The organism is Paenibacillus tepidiphilus (assembly GCF_008635795.1).
GTDB classification, from domain to species: domain Bacteria; phylum Bacillota; class Bacilli; order Paenibacillales; family Paenibacillaceae; genus Paenibacillus_AQ; species Paenibacillus_AQ tepidiphilus.
The window spans coordinates 155,075-172,830 of the sequence record NZ_VWRQ01000003.1; the positions used below are offsets into that span (position 1 = coordinate 155,075).

Genomic DNA, 17,756 nt, shown 5'->3' on the forward strand with positions numbered 1-17,756 from the left:
ATATGAAGATTACAAATAGGCTCAGAAGCCGTTACGCAAGTAATTGAACGTAAAATCCACATATTGATCAAACGTGACGGCCCGGGAATCTCCATTCTCCGTCTCCCCCGGAAGCAGCACATTCAGGCTGCCGTCGAGGATGGGCACAAACGCTCCATATGCTGCGCCCGCCAGAAGATGAGTATAGCCTTCCGGGTAACGCCCGCCCGAGAATTCCTCCAGCACTGCCTGCGCCGAATCCTGCAGACCGCGAAACACGCTGAGGATATACGGTTCAAGTTCAGGGTGGCTCTTGGACAAAGAGACGAGCCGGCGGACTTTATGCAGAATCTCGGCAGCAAGCTGCATCTGGAGCAGGTGGTACAAAATATCAAGCGGCGAAGTATCCTCCGGCAAACCTGCAACCAAATCGTCATATTCCTGCCGGTCGCTTTCCGCAGTAACTGCCGCTGTAACCACCGCCTCTTCCTTACAGGAAAAGTAATTGGCAAACGTCCGCTTCGAATATCCCGCCCGCTGCACGATATCGTCGACAACGAAGCCGTCCATTCCGTGCTCCAGCGCCAGCTCAAAGGCCGCCTCGGCCAAAGCATGGGCAGTAGCTATTCTTTTCTTGTCACGCAAGCCTAGCTTATCGTACAAGCCGGGTTCTCCTCCTTTCTTTCACCTGATAACAAGCTTCACCATCAATGATCAAAAACCATCAGGCATTAGCCCACGCTGATATTATTGCCCAAAATGCAAATTTGCGCAATGGGCAAAATTTAGTTTAACGCTTACATCTATATCTTGCCGTTACCTCTCCCTGTCTACCGGCATTAACATTTATTTGTGTCGCACAAAAACAAGGCTCTTCTCTAAAAGATTGTTGCTAAAATAGGCTTCTGTTATACTGGAACAGGAATATTTGTTTGCATGAATGGAACAGTTTTATAGTCCGGAAGAGCATTCGTAATGGGGGGTTTTGATATGTCTATTAACCACGAGCATCTTATCAACTTCCTTGTGGATGCCAAAAGAAGCACTTACGCATCCCAGGGTGATGATGCATCGGTTCAACCTTTACTAAACGGTTCAAAACAACTGGAATACTGCAGTGGTGATTATTTTTATCGGGATATTTACTTTGGGTCGGCATTCTTTATTGGACAAGAAACGGTTGAATTGGGGAATCGTCCGGTTTGGTCAATGGTCTATTCAGGCGGTGTCATTATCCCGGAGGCAAATTGGGATATCCTTGGCCCGATTTATGGTTTCCTTCGACAAGCGTTAAGGTTGGTGGATACAACGTCCATATATCGTGGTCCAAAGCATTTTGAAACGGGGAATTACATTTTCAACAATGAGTACGGAGGTACGCTTGACTGCTTTTACGGGAAGGAAATCATTCTTAGAGACGGTCACAAGGTATATGAATTGCATTACAACGGCGGGATAATTCGATAACCACCCCTATTAACAATAGTATTGATGAAAAAGAGCCAACAACAAAAAAGAAACCACCCCTTGGTGTAATGGAGGGTTAACCCGCTACCAACCAATAGGATATAGTTTCTTTTACACATTCATTAGTGACTTGCTAATGACGGAGGCTCAAATTCACCTTCTAAAAGCGCTGCACTTGATCAAGTCAAATTCCAGGGTTAAGTGCTTCAAGTGGGTGCTTAAATGGGCGCTTAATCCAATTTCAGCAATGTTAAGCCAGCTTCCATGTTCGGGGGTGTAAATCTCCTGCCGCTTCGCAAAGGTAGCGATTTTCCACTACCCCTGCAAAAGAGCAACATGAAAACTTTAAGGTACTGTCTGGCTTTTCGTTAGGTGAGCTTGGTTTGTGCATTGTGGTCGATTTTTCGCCTACGTTTGCCCTGTTTACCTTCACGGTAGCCCAATGTGGTCGATTTTTCGACTACAATCGGCCCGTTTACCCTTGCGACAGCGCATTGTGGTCGGTTTTTCGACTACAATCGGCCCGTTCACCCTCGCGACAGCCCATTGTGGTCGATTTTTCGACTACAATAGGATTGATCAGCCGGACTGTGCTGGTTGTCGGCCTGCTCACGGGAAAGGGATGTAGGTGTATACCCATCCTGAAATTTGGCTTGGTCAAGGTACTAGGATAGACATAGCTTCGTCTTGAACACGATAACGGCTCTGCCCGAAATCCGTACCCGTACCGGCTCGCCGTCACGAATATCGACAGTAACGCCGACCCGGCCGCTGCGTCCGATTGCCGTCCCCTGTTCCCCTTGAAAAGAAAATAGGGAACCGTCATGCGTCGCCAATCCGTGCTCCACCAGATATGCGCCCAAGGGAAGGCCTTGTGTCATCCCACAGTGAAGTGATCTTCTTCCCTGAGAGCGGTATGGTCATCAGCAAAGGACGGTGGTCCATCAGTTACACAGCATGTTCTTTTATAGCTGCGTGACGATCTTATCGATAATCCCGTACTCCAGCGCCTCCTCGGCAGACATGAAGTAGTCACGGTCCATGTCCCGCGCAATCTTCTCGGGCGGTTGGCCGGTGCGTTCCGCAGAGATCTGCACGATTTTCTCCCGCAGCTTGAGAATCCGTTTCGCGCTGATGGCAATGTCGCTGGCCTGCCCCTGGGCACCGCCATGCGGCTGATGGATCATGATCTCGCTGTTCGGGAGCGCATATCTTTTGCCGGTAGCCCCGGCAAGCAGCAGCAGCGACGCGAAGGAAGCGGCCATGCCTGTGCAGATCGTATTGACCTGCGGCTTAATCACCTGCATCGTATCATAGATGCCGAAGCCTGCCGTTGTAACACCCCCGGGACTGTTGATGAACATCTGGATGTCCTTGTCAGGGTCCTCGGCGGCCAGATACAGCAATTGCGCGATGACGCTGTTGGCCAGCTGGTCCTCAATCGCCGCCCCCACAAATACAATACGGTCCTTCAGCAGCCGGGAGTAAATATCGTAGGACCGCTCGCCTCTGTCCGTCTGGTCAACTACATATGGAATCACATTCATTGTCCTTACCTCCTGTGTCATTGATTGTTGCACTTGGTAAACGCATCGCCGGCGGAAAAGGATACGGCTTTAGTCTGCAGAAATACTTGCGGGGAGAAGCGTATCTTTTGCTGCAGCGTGTTCGTTTGTATAATAAAAGGAACATTCTGCATGACCGAAAGGAGATGCGCCAACGTGGAGCACGCCAACCGCCAGACCCCCGTACTGCAAAGCGATGAGCCCCGCCTGCGGCTGCTCACAGCCGCCCTGAACCGCTACTGCCTGTCGCTCACCCGCTCGAACCAGGATGCCGAGGATTTGGCCCAGGATACCTGGGTGAAGGCGCTCGGATATGAGAAATTCAGCGTAAACCCCAATCCGGAGGCTCTGCTGCTGCGGATCGCCAGGAATACATGGATTGATCTGGCCCGCCGGAGAACCTCACTGCGCCGGGTGCTGGAGCGCAGCGGACCGCCACTGCAGGAGCAGCGGGAGCTCCGGCTGACCGAGAGCGAGATGGCCTTCCAGCTGCTGCTGGAGCATCTCACGCCGCTGCAGCGGACCGTCTTCCTGCTGCGCGACGTGCTCGGCTATTCGGCAGCCGAGGCTGCCGGGCGGCTGAACACCAGTGAAGGCGCAGTCAAAGCCGCACTGCACCGGGCCCGGCAGACGCTGAAGGAGGTCCGGGAGGAGCCGGCGGCGGCAGAGGGTCCGGCGGCGCCGCAGCAAGCAGACCTGCGGGAGCTGCTGGCCGCGCTGGCCAAAGCCTATGAAGCAGGTCAGGTGCCTGTCATGCTGGAGCTGCTGCGCCAGGAAGAAGCGGCAGGCGTGACCATGGCCATAGCGACCGGAACTGTACAGGGAGTGCATACCGGCACCGTCGCCAGCGCCCCTTCCGCCGGAAGAACCGGCGCACACCTGGAACTGCGGATGGCGGCATAATGCCGCTAAGTATAAACGTAATACCGGGTTGCCGGTCTGCTCGGGTACAAACTGTGCAGAGAACAACGATAGCGGGTTAACCACCAATTTAATTTCACAGGAGGGTGAACAATGAGAAGGATTCTGGTACTGGGGGGAACGCGCTTCTTCGGCAAACGCCTGGTGGAGCGGCTGCTTCAGGATAAGGATACGGAAGTAACGATTCTGACCAGAGGAAGAGCGGAGGATGATTTAGGAGATCGAGTGGAGCGGCTCACCGCCGACCGGGGCGACGAAGCCGCGCTTGCAGCCGCGGTACATGGCAAGCACTTTGATGTGGTGTATGACAACATCTGTTACTCCCCCGATGAGGCGCTGGCCGCAGTGCGGGTATTTGCCGGCTCTGCCGGGCGCTATATTCTGACCTCCAGCATGTCGGTATATGACACCAGCCCGGAGGCACTCACGGAAGCGGCCTTCAATCCGCTTCAGCTTCCCCCGCAGCCGGGTGGCAGGGAGCAGTTCACCTACCAGGAGGGCAAACGCCTGGCCGAAGCCGTCCTGCTGCAGCAAACGGAGTTCCCGGCGGCCGCCGTCCGGTTCCCCATTGTGCTCGGCACGGACGATTACACGCGGCGGCTGCATTTTCACATCGAGCATATTCTGAAGGGCCAGCCGCTCGGCATCCCCAATCCGCAGGCGCAGATGTCGATGATCCGCTCCGATGAAGCAGCCGATTTCCTGTACTGGCTCGGCTTCTCCGGGCTGACGGGACCTATCAACGCCTGCTCGGACGGAACGCTCACCATCGGCGGCATCATCTCCATGATAGAGGAAGTAACCGGTACGCAGGCGAGTATCCAACCGCAGACGGCCGATGAGGATATGTCGCCGTTCGGCATCCGGGAATCCTGGTACATGGATACGGAAAAAGCCCGCAAGGCGGGCTACTCTTTCCTGCAGCTGGCGGAATGGTTCCCGCAGCTGGTCGATGAACTTGCCGCCTCACTCCGCCATCGCTAACAGAACGGGCTCCTCTTCCTTCGGGGTACGGAGCTGATCCAGCGTCAGGACTTGTCCCGGCTGCGGCTCCGCTCCGTCTTCTTCTCCAATCTTGAATACATCAATCTCCCGGAACAGCCGCTGCGAAATCTCGCTGATCTCCGCCGCCTGTCCGGCGATACCATGGATAGCAGAATCCTGCTGCGTGCTGGAGGCGTTGACCTCCTCTACGCCAGCCGCTGTCTGCTGGGCTACAGCTGCCACATCTTGAATCGACTGCTCCAGCCTGGCATTGATTTGCCGGGCTTCCTCCACCTTGTTGTGAATGCGCCCGATCCTCCCGCCAATTTCAGATATAGAGGCGTCAATCGCCTCGAAGGAAGTCAGCGTCTCTGTCACCTGGGTCTCCTGCGCCTCCAGGTCCTGCTTCGTTTCCAGCATATAGCTCTGGAATTCACTCATTCCTTCCTGCAGCTCCCGAATGATGCCGCTGATATGTATGGAGGATTGCTTTGTTTCCTCAGACAAATGCCGCACCTCATCCGCAATGACACCGAAGCCTTTGCCGGATGCTCCGGCGCGGGCCGCTTCAATGGCCGCGTTCAGCGACAGAATATGCGTCTGCTTGGAAATCTCCGTGATGGTGCCGGTGATACGCGAAATGTCATGTGACTGTACGCTCAGCTTCTCCATCGCCGCATACACCCGTCCGACAGACTCCCGGGAGCTGCGGGAGCGCTCGCGCAGAGCCATTACGGTCTCTGCCCCCTTGCGGGTATTGCGGCCTGCGGCTTCGCCGGTCGCCAGCATGTCCTCCGTATAGTGCGCGATCTTGTCGACCCCCGCCTTCATTTCCTGCAGCAGCCCCGAGCTGCGCTCGGACAGCATCGCCTGTTCGTCTGCGCCTGCCGAGATTTCCTGAATGGCCCGCACAATATCGCGGTTCGTATGCGCCGTCACGGCTGAGGCCTCGCGGAAAGACCGCGAGTACTCCGCGAGCGCCAGGGCCGCTGAGCGGGTCTGGCCCAGCATGCCGCGCACCCGGGATGCCATATGGTCGAAATGAAAGCTGAGCCGCCCCAGCTCGTCATTGTACGGCGAATTGATCTGCTGCCGCAAATCTCCCTCCGCGATACGCGACACTGCGGCTTGCAGCTTGCCCACCGGTGAGAGGAAGGAGCTGATCAGAACCCAGCCCAAGGCCAGGGTGAACAGGAACACGGCACCGGCGGCGTACAGGATCACCGAAACGGTATGCTCCAGCTGCAGGAAGGAATAGTCCTGCGCCGCTTCGGCATTATTTTTAGCTGCGGCATACAGCTGTTCATTGGCGGCAAGCATCTCCTGATTGAGTATCAACGCCTGAGTATGTATGTTGTCAATGGTTTCAAGCACCGTCAACGGGTCCAAGCTGACATCCTCCATCGTTGCCGTCAGCTCCTCAACGTATCCGGCATATTCCCCGCTCTGGTCCCGCAGCTGCTGCAATTGTCCGGCTGCCGGGCTGCCTTCCGCAAAGGATACCTTGGCCAGCTCTTCGCCGATCTGCGACTGCTTGTCCGTCAGGCCGCCGGCCAGCTCCACATCGCTGGATTCAGCCAGCGCCGTTTCCAGATTGTTGATCTCCTGCAGGAGACCTCCGAGTGTTGAGACTGCAATTCTATTCTCCATCTCCGTCTTCTGCCGTTCCATGGATTGCTTCACCTGATTGATCTTCTGCCCCTGAATCAGCGCCACTCCCATAACAATAAGGGTAATGGCGGTAAAGCTAGCGATCAGTTTCCATTTCATCGACAGATGAAACCGGTTCTTCTTCAACAGAATTCCCCCCGAGTAGGTTGCAACTTTTGATAGGTATAATTGACTAGCACCTTCATTCTAGGAGCCGGATATTAAATATCCTCACAAGTTTTGTATGGATAGTGTAAAGAATGTGTTGCAATAATGTTAACAGCATCAAAAAAAGCCCCCGTACCACGTACGGAAGCTCGTCCTTGCTATTGCTGTTTCTAGCCGTTCTCCGCCATATACATGACTTCCCACAGGTGACCGTCAACGTCCTGGAAGCTCCAGTTGTACATAAAGCCGTGGTCCACCGGATCATTATAGGGCTTGCCTCCGGCGGCCAGCGCCTTGTTCACCAGCTCGTCCACCTCCGCCCGGCTCGATGCCGATATCGCGATGATGACCTCCGCCTGGCTGGAAGCATCCACTATCGTCTTCGTGACAAAGGTCTGGAAGTACTCCCGTGTCAGCAGCATGGCATACGTATTGCCATTAATAATCATACAGGTTGCGTTCTCGTCGGTGTAATGCGGATTGAACTCAAAGCCCAAAGCGGTAAAGAAGTCAATCGACGCCTGCAGCTGGTTAACCGGTAAATTAATAAACACCTGGCCTGCCTGAAATCCCATACATTCAGCCACCTTCCGGAAGTTAGATTTAAAATCTGCAACCGGTAAGATTATAGCACAGCACCTTGTTCATAGCGCACACCGAGAGCGGTGTGGAGTCTATACGTTGAACTAAAAAAATATCTCAGAGGCTAGAGCAATGGAGGGGAAGTTTGGAACTGTAGGAGCGGAAGCGTCCGCCTTTAGATTTAGATTTCTACCGCGAAAAGCGGTTAAATCCAGGAAATCTAAATCTAACAGCGGCCGGAAGTCCAAACATTCACCGCAATTGCTTATACAGCCGGTTGAGTAAAACAAATGTTCAATTATAAAGCCAAGCTTATGCGGACAGATCCGCGACCAGATTCTTCATCCATTTTCGCGAGGAGATCCGCATGAGCCCGATGACCAGTCTGACGACCTCCTCCATGGACAATACCATGTACACCAGGAACAGCGGCTGCTTCCAGACAAAGGACATCAGTAAGCCGGAAGGAACGCCGATCAGCCAGGTCGCCGAGGATTCCATGACGAACACAAATCTGCTGTCGCCCCCGCTGTTGAGTATCCCGCCTGCCAGGATCATGTTCGCCACCTTAACCCACAGGAATGCGGCAAATACCCACACCAGACGGGTTCCCATGACATGCGCCTCATCCGACACCTGAAAGATAGATACATAGAAAGGAGCAATGACCGCAAGCAGCACGCCGGTTCCGAGCGCGACCAGAATGCCAAGCCTAATGAACCGCTTGGAGTAATCCAGCGCCGCATCCTGCTCGTCTGCCCCAAGCTTGTTCCCGATCATAATGCCGGCCGCACTCGACAGCCCCGACAACAGGCCGATACTGAGGCTCTGCAGCGGGTAGGTTAAGGTCATCGCGGTAATTTCCGCAGTACCCATCCGGCTGTAAATGATCGCATACACCGTTTCGCCCAGCACCCAGATCAGCTCGGTCAGCACAATGGGATAGGTGGTCCGGAGAAACTTCACCAGCAGCGCCCTGGAAGCTCCGAACCAGAGACGGATATTGGTCACTCCAGGCAGGCGGAGCTTGTAGGCGGCCACAATAATCATGCTGCATTCAAACAACCGGGCGATAAGTGTAGCGACTGCTGCTCCCTTTAGCCCCATTTCCGGAAACCCGAAATTCCCGTAGATCAGCAGATAATTCAGCAGAATGTTAATTCCCACGGCAACCATACTTGCCGTCATCGGGAGCTTCACATACCCGGTAGCCCGCAAAACGGCCGAGTAAATCATGGTCAGCATCACCGGGATATAACTCAGCGAGATGATTTCCAGAAAGGCAGAGCCTTCGGTAATCAGCACCTGATCCTTAGTAAACAGACTGAGACTGAACTGCGGGAAGAAATGCGTAGGCACCGTGAATATAACGGATATGGTCATGCCAAACAGCAGACCCAGGCCCAGCAGCCCGCCAGTGCTTCTTTCGTCCTTCTTGCCCCAGAACTGTGCGGCATAGATGGATACGCCGGTTGCCAGGCCGGCCAGGACTACGCTGATGATTCCGTAGATTTTGACAGATATGCCTACGGAAGCAATGGCCACATCCCCGAGCTGTCCGACCATCAACTGGTCAGTTAGAGTCAGAAGCGCCATAATCAAGCTTTGCAGTGTCACTGGAACCGCAATTTTATAAATCGAGCTATAAAAGTCCGCTTTCGGATCTTTCAGCATCCGTGAACCCCTCCCTGGCTATACCGCTTTCCGGTAATGAAGCAGTGTGTAGTTCTTGCGCGGGAGGACGTCGACAACCTTGAATTTCTTGGCAAAGCTCAGGTCATTGTATCCCTTTCCGTCAACAAGCGTGATATTGTTCTCGCCCCCGATAATAATCGGCAGCTGCATCAGGATGATTTCATCCACCAGATCCTGATCGAACACATTCCAGTTGAGAAAGCCTCCGCCCTCGATCATTATGCTGTGTACATTATAATCATTCTCCAGCTTATGGAACAGATCTGCAAAGTCCACTTTGTTCTCCCCGCAGATCAGTACTTCCTTATGTCTTTCTTGCAGCACTCTGATTTTGTGGGCATCCTGGCCATTCTCCGTGGTCACGATCAGGGTCCGGCCTTGGTCGGCAAGCACATGGCTGTCGAGCGGAATATCCATCTGCGAGGTGGGGATAATCCGCAGCGGATTTTTGTTCTCCTCATAGCGGTTGGTCAGCATGGGATCATCGGTTTGAATCGTATTTTTGCCTACCATAATTGCGTCAACCAGACCCCTGAATTTATGAATATATTCAAGATCTGACTCCTCGAACAGACTGAATAACGGTTTGCTGGACTGTCCGGCTCCGAGTGTAAGTTTACCGTCGATGGACACCTGGCTGAAAATAGTCGCTTTCATGCTTATCCCTCTTCTCTACAGAGTGGTCTGAACGTTTGTCTTCACATGCTCTTGCATTAACGCAGCTAATTCCGCAGCATCTTCTGTCGTCAAATCCCTGAGTCCTGCGGTCATCGCCTCCCAAACACTCCTCATAACCGGCTCAATCGGCATGTTACGCGCTGTCTCCAGGCAGGAGATCAGACTGGCCCTGACCGGTGAGGCTGCAGCCTTGACGCCAGGCAATACACGGGAATGCACCGGAATCCGCTGCACCCGCTCTGCCCATTGCCGCTGACTGCGTTCGCTCAGCAGATATGCAGCGAAGTCCAGCAGCCTGTCCGCCTGCTCTGTTTCCAGGGATTGATTAGGGAATACCAGGCCAATAGAGGAAGCCATGGAGACCGCTGCCTTACCGTGAATCGGCGGCAGTGCGCCGACAAGTAATTTATCCCGCATATGCAGATCCAGATAATTAAAAATCCACTCTCCGCTTATAATGGCACCGATCTCCCCGGCAATAAAACGGTCCAGCAGCTCCGTAGGTCCATGCAGATTGCCAAGCACCCCCTGCTCTATTTGACGCTGGACGAACCGGAGCGCCGCTTCCATTTCAGGCGTAGACAGATCGGGCTCTCCGTCCTTCACGGGCCAGCCGCCAAAGGCGGTCAGAAACGGTATGAAGCAGTACGGGTCAGCCAGATCAGCAGCAACGGGAAGGACAGCATCCGTTACCAGCTGTGCCGCCCGCTCTTCAATCGCTTCCCAGGCAGAGGGAGCCTCCGGGTAGATATCCGTGTTGCAGTATAGCACCAGATGATTGCCCTGGAGAACAGGGATGCCGTACTGCCGGCCGCCTGAGCGCATGGAGCGAATAATCTCAGGATCGCTCAGGCCGCTCATGGCCCAGAATTTCTCCGGTATCTCCGAATACAGCGCCGCTTCCCCGTACCCCGCCATATCTGCCGGCACCAGAGCCATCTGCGGACCATGGCCTGAAGCCTTGACTTGCTGCAATCTGGCGGTGAGCACGGTAATATTCATTACCTCCGGGACGACAGGCGTACCGGATTCGGCGGTATAGGTCCGGCAGAGCTGCTCCAGCACCTCAATCGAGGTATCCCCTTGTCCATCGAATTCATGCCAGATCGTCAGCGGCTGCACGGTGTCTTTACCGTCTTTGATGTCCTTGCTTTCCATGAGTCCCTTCCTCCTTCTGTATGGGCTGAGCCCTCTATCCGGTTCAGCTTATTAATTCCATACCCAGCACCAGCGCCTGGTAAGGGCGCAGCTCATAAGTCTCCCCGCTGCCGCCGGAGATCCATCTGCCCGGCTCACTCTCAATCAGCGTGCTCACCGTTTGAAGGCCCGGACAAATGAGTCCGGTCCGCAGGAGCTGAGTCTGGTCCGGATTCAAATTAAAGCAGGCGCTGAACAGCTTGTCCTTCATATAATAGGAATAGATCATCACATCGCCCTGTGATTCGGACAGATAGAAGTTTCCGGGCTTCAGCAGATCGGCGTATTGCCGCTTGACCTGCTTTAATTGCTCCAGCAGCGGCAGCAGGTTCGGTTCATGAACCCAGTCGATCGCCATCGTATTGAAAAAGGCTTTGGGGATGTCCGCGCCGCCGGTATTATCCGCGAGCCCGCAGTTGAGCGGCTGCTGCTCATACACCTCCACCCCTGTCGTCAGATAAGGAATACCGTTCGGGAGGAAGTAATTGAACACCGCCATCAGCCGGGACAGTCCGGTTCCGCCCCGGCTGGTAATCCGCGGGGTATCCGCCGTCTCCGCGCAGGCAAAGACATGGATTTGCAGGTCCGGTAGCCCCCGCAAATAATCCTGCAGCCGCTCTGCGGTGATATCGGTCATGATATTCCAGCCGCTGCCGAGCATGACGTTATATCCGCTTTTTGCCGCTTCACGGTGATTGCGGTTGAAGAGGTCCTCGCTGATCAGAATCGCTGCGGGCTTGATCTCCTTGATGGCGCCAAACATCTTTGTCTGCAGGGGAAGCGGCAGCGTGTGCCCGATATCGATGCGGAAGCCGTCAATATTATAGGTATTCAGCTGGAAGCAAGCAGCCTCAACCAGCATGTCCCACAGCTCCTGGTTCGGCTCATCACCCGGATATACATTGCACTTGATCGTATCGAAGAGGACATAAGGCGGTTGTCCTTCAGGTAAATATGAGCGTACCAGCGGAGAAGGGTCCTTATACAGCTTGTAAAAGGCGATGTCTGTCCAGATGGGCTGAACATCATTAATCCAATCGGAGTGTGCGGGCGCCGGTGTTATGCCCATTTCTTGTTCGATCAAAGTCAATATCGATTCCCCTGTAGTCTGTGCCCGCGTCTGCAAAATGCTCCACAGCTCAGCATCCAGTTCATTCGGCGGCAATCGGAACTGGTTCAGAAACGCCAGCGTCTCATTGCTGCGATAGACGGCCTCCAGCCTGTCCGGTGTGCATTCCGTGAAGAACGGCAGACCGGAAATCTCCGGGGGCTTGAAGCCCGGCAGCGCCTTGAGATCAATCCAATAGAACCAATCCGGATGTTCCGCCAAAACTGCATTGTCCCTGGCAGTGACCCGCGGGATTAAATCCAGCACGACCTTGATGTCCAGCAGGTGACAGGCCTCGACCAAAGCTGCCAGCTCATGGTGAATCGTCCATTCCTCCATATCATCCAGCAGCGGATCATGCAGATTATGGTCCAGATCGAACAGGCTGTACACCGCATACGGCGAGCCTATATCCCCCTTGAGATTCAAGTCACTATACCTGGTTACAGGCAGCAAATATAAAATATTGACATTCATTCTCTTGAGCAGGGGCAGCAGGATCATGAACCTTAAGAATGTCCCCGACTGGATTTGGCCCGAATGGGTATAATCCCAGGCTGCGGAGTAACGGAGCAAAGAGCAGTAGATGACACTATCATCCAGATCGGTCTGCTCATGGTGGGTATAGTCCGAAGACATTTCCAGCAAATACTGCAGATGCTTGACCATAAAGCGTGCCGGATTCACGAGGATTTCGCCTTCCTTGTTGTTCTGGATCGGCAAATATCCGCATTCGTTCCACAAGGCGGGCAGCCAGATCGGCTCCATAGTCAACTGCTGGCGGCCGCTGAAATACTCCAGAATCCGGTTTAGTTCTTGGCATTGTCTGCTCATTAAGCTCACCTCCCTTGTCTCAGATGACTTTAGAATACAAATACCGTCTTTAGCCCCGGAATTCCGGCAGATGCCGTGGAATCAGGTCCGATCCCCGTCAGTTCCCCGATTGCGGCCTCATACTGGTCCAGGCTGGCTCTGCGGGTAATCAATCCAGCTATTTCCGGAACCTCTGCTGCAAACTGCAGCGCCTCTTCAAAGGTATGCAGATATTCGCCTGCCCCCAGGAGACGTACCGCATTCTGCGTATAATAAGTCGGCTTGATCGTGTACTCATAGCTGCCGTTTATGCCAAAAGGGATAATGGTGCCGCCGCGCTCCACCCATTGCTCCGCCAGCTTCATCTGTGTGCCGACCGTATCGATGACGGCGCTGAATTTCTGCTCCCCCAGAATCGCGGACACCCGCTGCGGGGTCAGTTCCGCCGGGGTGCAGGCAACATCGGCTATTTGTGCTGCCTTGGCCAGCCGTCCCTCCTGAATCTCCGTCGATACAGTGATACAGCCCAGTCGTTTGGCGACGATCTGGCACAATAACCCCATTGGACCGGAGCCAAGAACCAATACTGGGTCACCGTCCCTTATGCCCGCTTCCCGGAAGTTATGAAGCACACAGGCGAGGGGCTCTACAGCTACAGCGGCTTCCCAGCTCATGGATTCAGGCAATTTATGCAGGAACTTGGCTTCTGTTACGAACCAGGGCGCAAAGGTGCCGTTCCGGTTCAAGCCTGCAATGGGCATACCCTGCCCATCCGTTCCGATGCAGAGATGCAGCTTGCCTTGACGGCAGAACCGGCATTCGCCGCAGCTTTGATTGGGATCGATCACTACTCTGTCACCAATCTTCAATCCGTCCACCTTGCTCCCGGTTTCCATAACCGTGCCGACGGCTTCATGACCGCGAATCACGCCCGGGACCCCATGCTCCTTGCCTGTGATCACAGCCAGATCCGTTCCGCAGATTCCGCTCATGTGAACTTTGACTTTGACCTCCGTTGAAGTCGTGATCTCCGGGATGTTCAGCTCCGCCAGCTGTAATCGCTCTGAATCCCAGACCAATGCAGGCATTCTGTCCGGCTTTATGATTTTATCAGTTTCTGGTTTCACTGCTTATTACTCCTTCCATTTCCTTACATTATCTTTCTTTACTTTTCAAAAATAATCATTATTCCTCGCAAACTATTCAATTTCGCCTCCAATATTTGAAAAGTAAATGGATCGGCAGTTGTGCAAACGTTTGTCTTGCTGCATTTTTAATGCTAGCATATTTTTTTGAATATGTAAGGAATATTTTGTCGTACAAATATTTTTATTAACTTAAATTCTATTTCTTATATTATATAGTTATTTACTGTAATCATTAACCATATTAAGTAATTGGTTTTTGGTTGTTTTCGAGCCGATCTTCGGTATTTCATGAGTCTAAAGTCCCACTTAGCAATTCGAGAATAAACTGGTTATTTTCTCCAGTCCTTTATCGCGTATCCCCGTCCAGCCCGTCATGAATCTGCCGGCCAGTTGAAATCAGCCCCCGGCAGGAGTACCCTTAAACCAAAGCATTACAAATCCGGTGAATCATTTAAATACTGCGTTGACTTACCAGCGTTATTCTGAGTTCACAACAATCCGTGAAAGAGGTGGATGGTATGCCGGGTATCTGGATGCATTTGGAGTATGGCCGCCTGCTGGAGGAGGAGTTCGGCGGAAGCTTCGCTTGGCGGGACGGCGGCGGGAGCGGGAACGGGCTGTACCAGCTCGGCTGCCAGGGGCCGGATTTCCTGCTGTACCACAGCTTTTGGCCGTGGAACAGGGATACACGGGCGATCCGCCTCGGCGATCAGATGCATGCGGTGCACTGCGGACCGGTGCTGCTGGAGTTCTGGGAGCGGACCTTGGCCCTGCCCCCGGGAGAGCAGCGGGAGGCACAGCAGTATTTCCTGGGATTCCTGACCCACCACTTGCTGGACCGTAACCTTCATCCCTACATTAACTGGAAGGCAGGCTACCGGAACCGGGATCACCAGCGGTTTGAATTTGTGCTGGATACGGTGTTCATGCAGAGCCACCGGCAATTCGCGACTTGGCAGCATCCCGCCTGGTCCAGGATCAGTATCGGTTCGGGCCTTCCGCGCAGCGTCCGCCACATCCTGCACGATACGGCCTCGGCCTGGTACCCTGAAGCGAAGCGGCTGCCCGAGGACATCTGGGATGAAGCCTACCTTGACATGGTGCTGGCCCAGAAGTGGCTGCACGATCCCAAGGGGTGGAAACAGCGGCTGCTGCCCCGGAGCTGGCAGCATCTCTTCTACCATCCGCCAACCGCCGCAGAAGAGCGGCTGGATTACCTGAATGCGGCCCATGCGCAGTGGCGGCATTCCGCGATGTATTCCGAGGTCCGGACGGAAAGCGTCATGGATCTGTGGGAGGCAGCATTGGCGGAAGGGCGGATCGTGCTGCAGGCCTTGGCCGATTGGCTGAACAGCGCGGTGCCGGCAGAAGCCTCCCGCAAGCGGGAGCTGTTCATCCAGCTTCTCGGCGACCGCTCGTACGACACCGGCAAGGAGTGCAGCAGCAATCTCAGCAACCGCTATGCCGAACCGATCTGGGAGAGCGGCATCAGTTCGTAAGCTGGCCATTTCGTGCGTAAGCTGTCCATGTCGTGCGTAAGCTGGCCATTTCGTGTGTAAGCTGACCATTTCGTGCGTAAGCCGACCATTTCGTGCGTAAGCTGACCATTTCGTGCGTTAGCTGTCCATGTCGTGCGTTAGCTGTCCATGTCGTGCGTTAGCTGACCATTTCGTGCGTAAGCTGACCAAGCAGAGAGAAGCGAAGAGCCCGCCGGGGCTCTTTTTTGACAGGAACTATGCACGGCTCTCTGCAGCCCGTCTCCATCAGCCCAGTGTAAAACCGGCCGTGTCCCCGCACAAACTGTAAATCCGGCTTAACCCAGCGTTAACCCGGTCCGAATAATCCGGAGGTAAGATGAACCTGACAATACCATGATCACCGGGAGGGGTTCACTATGCGTCTAGCTTTGTTTACGGACACTTATCTTCCGCAAACCAACGGTGTCTCACGGACACTGGAGCGGCTTACCGGCCATCTGAACCGAAGAGGCATCGAGCATCTGCTGTTCGCGCCGGGGCCTGTCTCCGAGCCGCTCTGTCACAGTCCGGTCCGTCCGATCCCCAGCATCCCTTTCCTGCTGTATCCCGAATGCCGGCTGGCCTTGCCGGGCCTCTTCTCCATCCAGAGCCAAATGAAGGCCTTCCGCCCCGATCTCGTCCATCTCGCTACTCCGTTCACTATGGGATTATACGGCCTGCACGCCGCCCGGAAGCTCCGGCTGCCGCATATCGCCTCCTACCATACGAATTTTGACCGCTATCTTGACTATTACCATATGAAAGGCCTGGTCCCGCTTTACTGGAAATACATGAGATGGTTCCATCATTCCTGCAGCGCCATCCTGGCTCCATCCCAAGAGACGATCAGCACCCTGGCCTCGCACGGGTTCACCGGACTGCGGCTGTGGTCCCGGGGCATCGACTGCAGCCTGTACACGCCGGAGAAACGCAGCGGCGGCATCAGGGAGCGCTATGCGCTGACAGCCCCATTGGTGCTGCTCTATGTCGGCAGGCTCGCCCCCGAGAAGAATCTCGCCACCCTGCTTGCCGCCATGCGCCTGCTCCCTCCCTCCGCCGCAGCGGACCTTCATCTGCTCGTGGCGGGAGACGGCCCGCTGCGGCATGAATTGCAGGCCCAGGCGCCGGCTAATGTCACCTTTACCGGAGCCATGTACGGCGAGGAGCTGGCGGAGCTGTACGCCTCGGCCGATCTGTTCGTCTTCCCGTCGAGCACCGAGACCTTCGGCAACGTCGTCCTGGAGGCGATGGCCTCCGGCCTCCCCGTCATTGCCGCAGCCGGCGGGGCTACGCAGGAGCTCGTCGCTCCCGGCGTGAACGGCCGGCTCTTCGCGCCGCAGGACCCGCAGGCGCTGGCGCTTGCGATTCTGCGCACGGCGGGCGATCCTGCCGGCCGCAGCGCCATGGGCCGGGAAGGCCGGCGCCTGGCGCTCGGCCGTTCATGGGAGTCCATCTTCGACGGGCTGATCGAAGATTATGCGGACGTGATCGAGCGGCGGAGCGCTGCGGCGGCAGAGCTTCCGGCCGGGGTGCATACGGCTTAGGGCGCAGCCGCCGTGGTTGCGCGGCCGGCACAGCTGCACGCGCTGTCGCTGGGCGGACGCAGAGAAGGACCGGGCGCCTGCCCGGTCCTTCCTCACATATGCTCGTGATTGCGCAGCTTATTTTAACATTGCATGTAAATACGGTTGTCTCTTACTTCAGTTCAATCTCAGCACCATCAGCACTTCATCCCAATACCGGTTCCCAACCTTCAATGCATTCCGCTCTGTTCCGTAGACTGTAAATCCAAGGCGTTCATACAACCGCATAGCGGCGGTATTATCCGCCATCACCGTCAGATTGATTCGTTCCAGGCCCTCCAGCCGGGCAGCCCTTCTGAGCAGTTCTTGCAGCAATGCTGTGGCTGCACCTTTCCCGCGGAATTGCGGTGAGACGTACATTGCATAGATATTTCCTTTGTGCAGGGTTTTGGGATTGTTTTCTCTGATAAAAGTTACCATGCCTGCGAGTTCATTGCCCTCCACAGCTCCAAGGGTGAACTTGCCGTCTGCCGGTTCAAGGTTGTTCCGCAGCTGCCCGATTGGCTTGGCCGCCTCCAATTCATAAGTGGTCAGGAACGCCTCCGGACTCTCTTGCAGCGACTTCAGCCGCAGAGCACGATACCATTCCACGTCGTTACTGTCCAGCAGCCTGATTTCCATCTCTGCACCTCCTCTGTCCCTCCAGTAATTAACATTAAGCTGTACTCATTTGAGACTTGAAAGAGGACCTCCTTGATCTC

General features: G+C 54.8%; 16 protein-coding genes. 5 read left to right on the forward strand and 11 right to left on the reverse strand.

The window, feature by feature from the left end; genetic code table 11:
* Positions 1 to 21 precede the first annotated feature (21 nt).
* On the reverse strand, positions 22 to 642 hold the full coding sequence (locus tag F1379_RS04840; protein ID WP_239004558.1) for a TetR/AcrR family transcriptional regulator: 621 nt from the start codon (positions 640 to 642) through the stop codon (positions 22 to 24).
* Positions 643 to 969: 327 nt separating this feature from the next.
* Between F1379_RS04840 and F1379_RS04845 the strand changes: the two genes are divergently transcribed.
* The gene (locus F1379_RS04845; protein WP_150266948.1) at positions 970 to 1,446 is read left to right on the forward strand and encodes a DUF5680 domain-containing protein; all 477 of its coding nucleotides are present in this window, start codon (positions 970 to 972) and stop codon (positions 1,444 to 1,446) included.
* 665 nt (positions 1,447 to 2,111) lie between these two features.
* Here the strand turns inward: F1379_RS04845 and F1379_RS04850 are convergent.
* Entirely contained in the window at positions 2,112 to 2,327 is a 216-nt protein-coding gene (locus F1379_RS04850) for a PhzF family phenazine biosynthesis protein (protein WP_150266950.1), read from the reverse strand.
* Positions 2,328 to 2,411: 84 nt separating this feature from the next.
* A complete protein-coding gene (gene clpP / locus F1379_RS04855; protein ID WP_150266953.1) occupies positions 2,412 to 3,014 on the reverse strand; it encodes an ATP-dependent Clp endopeptidase proteolytic subunit ClpP in 603 nt (200 codons plus the stop codon).
* A gap of 153 nt (positions 3,015 to 3,167) precedes the next feature.
* Between clpP and F1379_RS04860 the strand changes: the two genes are divergently transcribed.
* Positions 3,168 to 3,914: an RNA polymerase sigma factor gene (locus F1379_RS04860; protein ID WP_162551076.1), complete on the forward strand. Its 747-nt coding sequence runs from the start codon at positions 3,168 to 3,170 to the stop codon at positions 3,912 to 3,914.
* Positions 3,915 to 4,025: 111 nt separating this feature from the next.
* Entirely contained in the window at positions 4,026 to 4,916 is an 891-nt protein-coding gene (locus F1379_RS04865) for an NAD-dependent epimerase/dehydratase family protein (RefSeq protein WP_150266957.1), read from the forward strand.
* On the opposite strand, the gene F1379_RS04870 is transcribed toward F1379_RS04865, so the two are convergent.
* From F1379_RS04870 to F1379_RS04900, 7 genes are all read right to left on the reverse strand, one after another.
* Positions 4,899 to 6,713 carry a methyl-accepting chemotaxis protein gene (locus F1379_RS04870; protein WP_150266959.1) on the reverse strand — a complete coding sequence of 605 codons (1,815 nt, stop codon included), beginning with the start codon at positions 6,711 to 6,713 and terminating at the stop codon, positions 4,899 to 4,901. The genes F1379_RS04865 and F1379_RS04870 overlap by 18 nt on opposite strands.
* 191 nt (positions 6,714 to 6,904) lie before the next feature.
* Positions 6,905 to 7,309 (reverse strand): VOC family protein, encoded by a 405-nt coding sequence (locus F1379_RS04875; RefSeq protein ID WP_150266961.1) that lies wholly within the window; start codon positions 7,307 to 7,309, stop codon positions 6,905 to 6,907.
* A gap of 319 nt (positions 7,310 to 7,628) precedes the next feature.
* Positions 7,629 to 8,990 carry an MATE family efflux transporter gene (locus F1379_RS04880; RefSeq protein WP_150266964.1) on the reverse strand — a complete coding sequence of 454 codons (1,362 nt, stop codon included), beginning with the start codon at positions 8,988 to 8,990 and terminating at the stop codon, positions 7,629 to 7,631.
* A gap of 18 nt (positions 8,991 to 9,008) precedes the next feature.
* The gene (locus F1379_RS04885; protein ID WP_150266965.1) at positions 9,009 to 9,668 is read right to left on the reverse strand and encodes a RibD family protein; all 660 of its coding nucleotides are present in this window, start codon (positions 9,666 to 9,668) and stop codon (positions 9,009 to 9,011) included.
* 15 nt (positions 9,669 to 9,683) lie between these two features.
* Entirely contained in the window at positions 9,684 to 10,847 is a 1,164-nt protein-coding gene (locus tag F1379_RS04890; protein WP_150266968.1) for a sugar ABC transporter substrate-binding protein, read from the reverse strand.
* A 43-nt stretch (positions 10,848 to 10,890) separates the two neighbouring features.
* A complete protein-coding gene (locus tag F1379_RS04895) occupies positions 10,891 to 12,828 on the reverse strand; it encodes an alpha-amylase family protein (protein ID WP_150266970.1) in 1,938 nt (645 codons plus the stop codon).
* A 29-nt stretch (positions 12,829 to 12,857) separates the two neighbouring features.
* On the reverse strand, positions 12,858 to 13,934 hold the full coding sequence (locus F1379_RS04900) for a zinc-dependent alcohol dehydrogenase (protein ID WP_239004560.1): 1,077 nt from the start codon (positions 13,932 to 13,934) through the stop codon (positions 12,858 to 12,860).
* Positions 13,935 to 14,473: 539 nt separating this feature from the next.
* Here F1379_RS04900 and F1379_RS04905 point away from each other — a divergent pair.
* Together F1379_RS04905 and F1379_RS04910 are read left to right on the forward strand one after the other, a co-directional pair.
* Positions 14,474 to 15,454 (forward strand): zinc dependent phospholipase C family protein, encoded by a 981-nt coding sequence (locus tag F1379_RS04905; protein WP_150266972.1) that lies wholly within the window; start codon positions 14,474 to 14,476, stop codon positions 15,452 to 15,454.
* Between the two features lie 395 nt (positions 15,455 to 15,849).
* Complete coding sequence (locus F1379_RS04910) at positions 15,850 to 17,016, forward strand: glycosyltransferase family 4 protein (RefSeq protein ID WP_150266974.1); 1,167 nt, start codon at positions 15,850 to 15,852, stop codon at positions 17,014 to 17,016.
* A gap of 156 nt (positions 17,017 to 17,172) precedes the next feature.
* Here the strand turns inward: F1379_RS04910 and F1379_RS04915 are convergent, their stop codons facing one another.
* On the reverse strand, positions 17,173 to 17,676 hold the full coding sequence (locus F1379_RS04915; RefSeq protein WP_150266976.1) for a GNAT family N-acetyltransferase: 504 nt from the start codon (positions 17,674 to 17,676) through the stop codon (positions 17,173 to 17,175).
* Between the last annotated feature and the right edge of the window lie 80 nt (positions 17,677 to 17,756).

Coding starts and splice junctions, on each gene's coding strand:
- F1379_RS04845 (WP_150266948.1), top strand. CDS start 970: ATGTCTATTAACCACGAGCATCTTATCAACTTCCTTGTGGATGCCAAA.
- F1379_RS04850 (WP_150266950.1), bottom strand. CDS start 2,327: ATGACACAAGGCCTTCCCTTGGGCGCATATCTGGTGGAGCACGGATTG.
- clpP (WP_150266953.1), bottom strand. CDS start 3,014: ATGACACAGGAGGTAAGGACAATGAATGTGATTCCATATGTAGTTGAC.
- F1379_RS04865 (WP_150266957.1), top strand. CDS start 4,026: ATGAGAAGGATTCTGGTACTGGGGGGAACGCGCTTCTTCGGCAAACGC.
- F1379_RS04875 (WP_150266961.1), bottom strand. CDS start 7,309: ATGGGATTTCAGGCAGGCCAGGTGTTTATTAATTTACCGGTTAACCAG.
- F1379_RS04880 (WP_150266964.1), bottom strand. CDS start 8,990: ATGCTGAAAGATCCGAAAGCGGACTTTTATAGCTCGATTTATAAAATT.
- F1379_RS04885 (WP_150266965.1), bottom strand. CDS start 9,668: ATGAAAGCGACTATTTTCAGCCAGGTGTCCATCGACGGTAAACTTACA.
- F1379_RS04890 (WP_150266968.1), bottom strand. CDS start 10,847: ATGGAAAGCAAGGACATCAAAGACGGTAAAGACACCGTGCAGCCGCTG.
- F1379_RS04895 (WP_150266970.1), bottom strand. CDS start 12,828: ATGAGCAGACAATGCCAAGAACTAAACCGGATTCTGGAGTATTTCAGC.
- F1379_RS04905 (WP_150266972.1), top strand. CDS start 14,474: ATGCCGGGTATCTGGATGCATTTGGAGTATGGCCGCCTGCTGGAGGAG.
- F1379_RS04910 (WP_150266974.1), top strand. CDS start 15,850: ATGCGTCTAGCTTTGTTTACGGACACTTATCTTCCGCAAACCAACGGT.
- F1379_RS04915 (WP_150266976.1), bottom strand. CDS start 17,676: ATGGAAATCAGGCTGCTGGACAGTAACGACGTGGAATGGTATCGTGCT.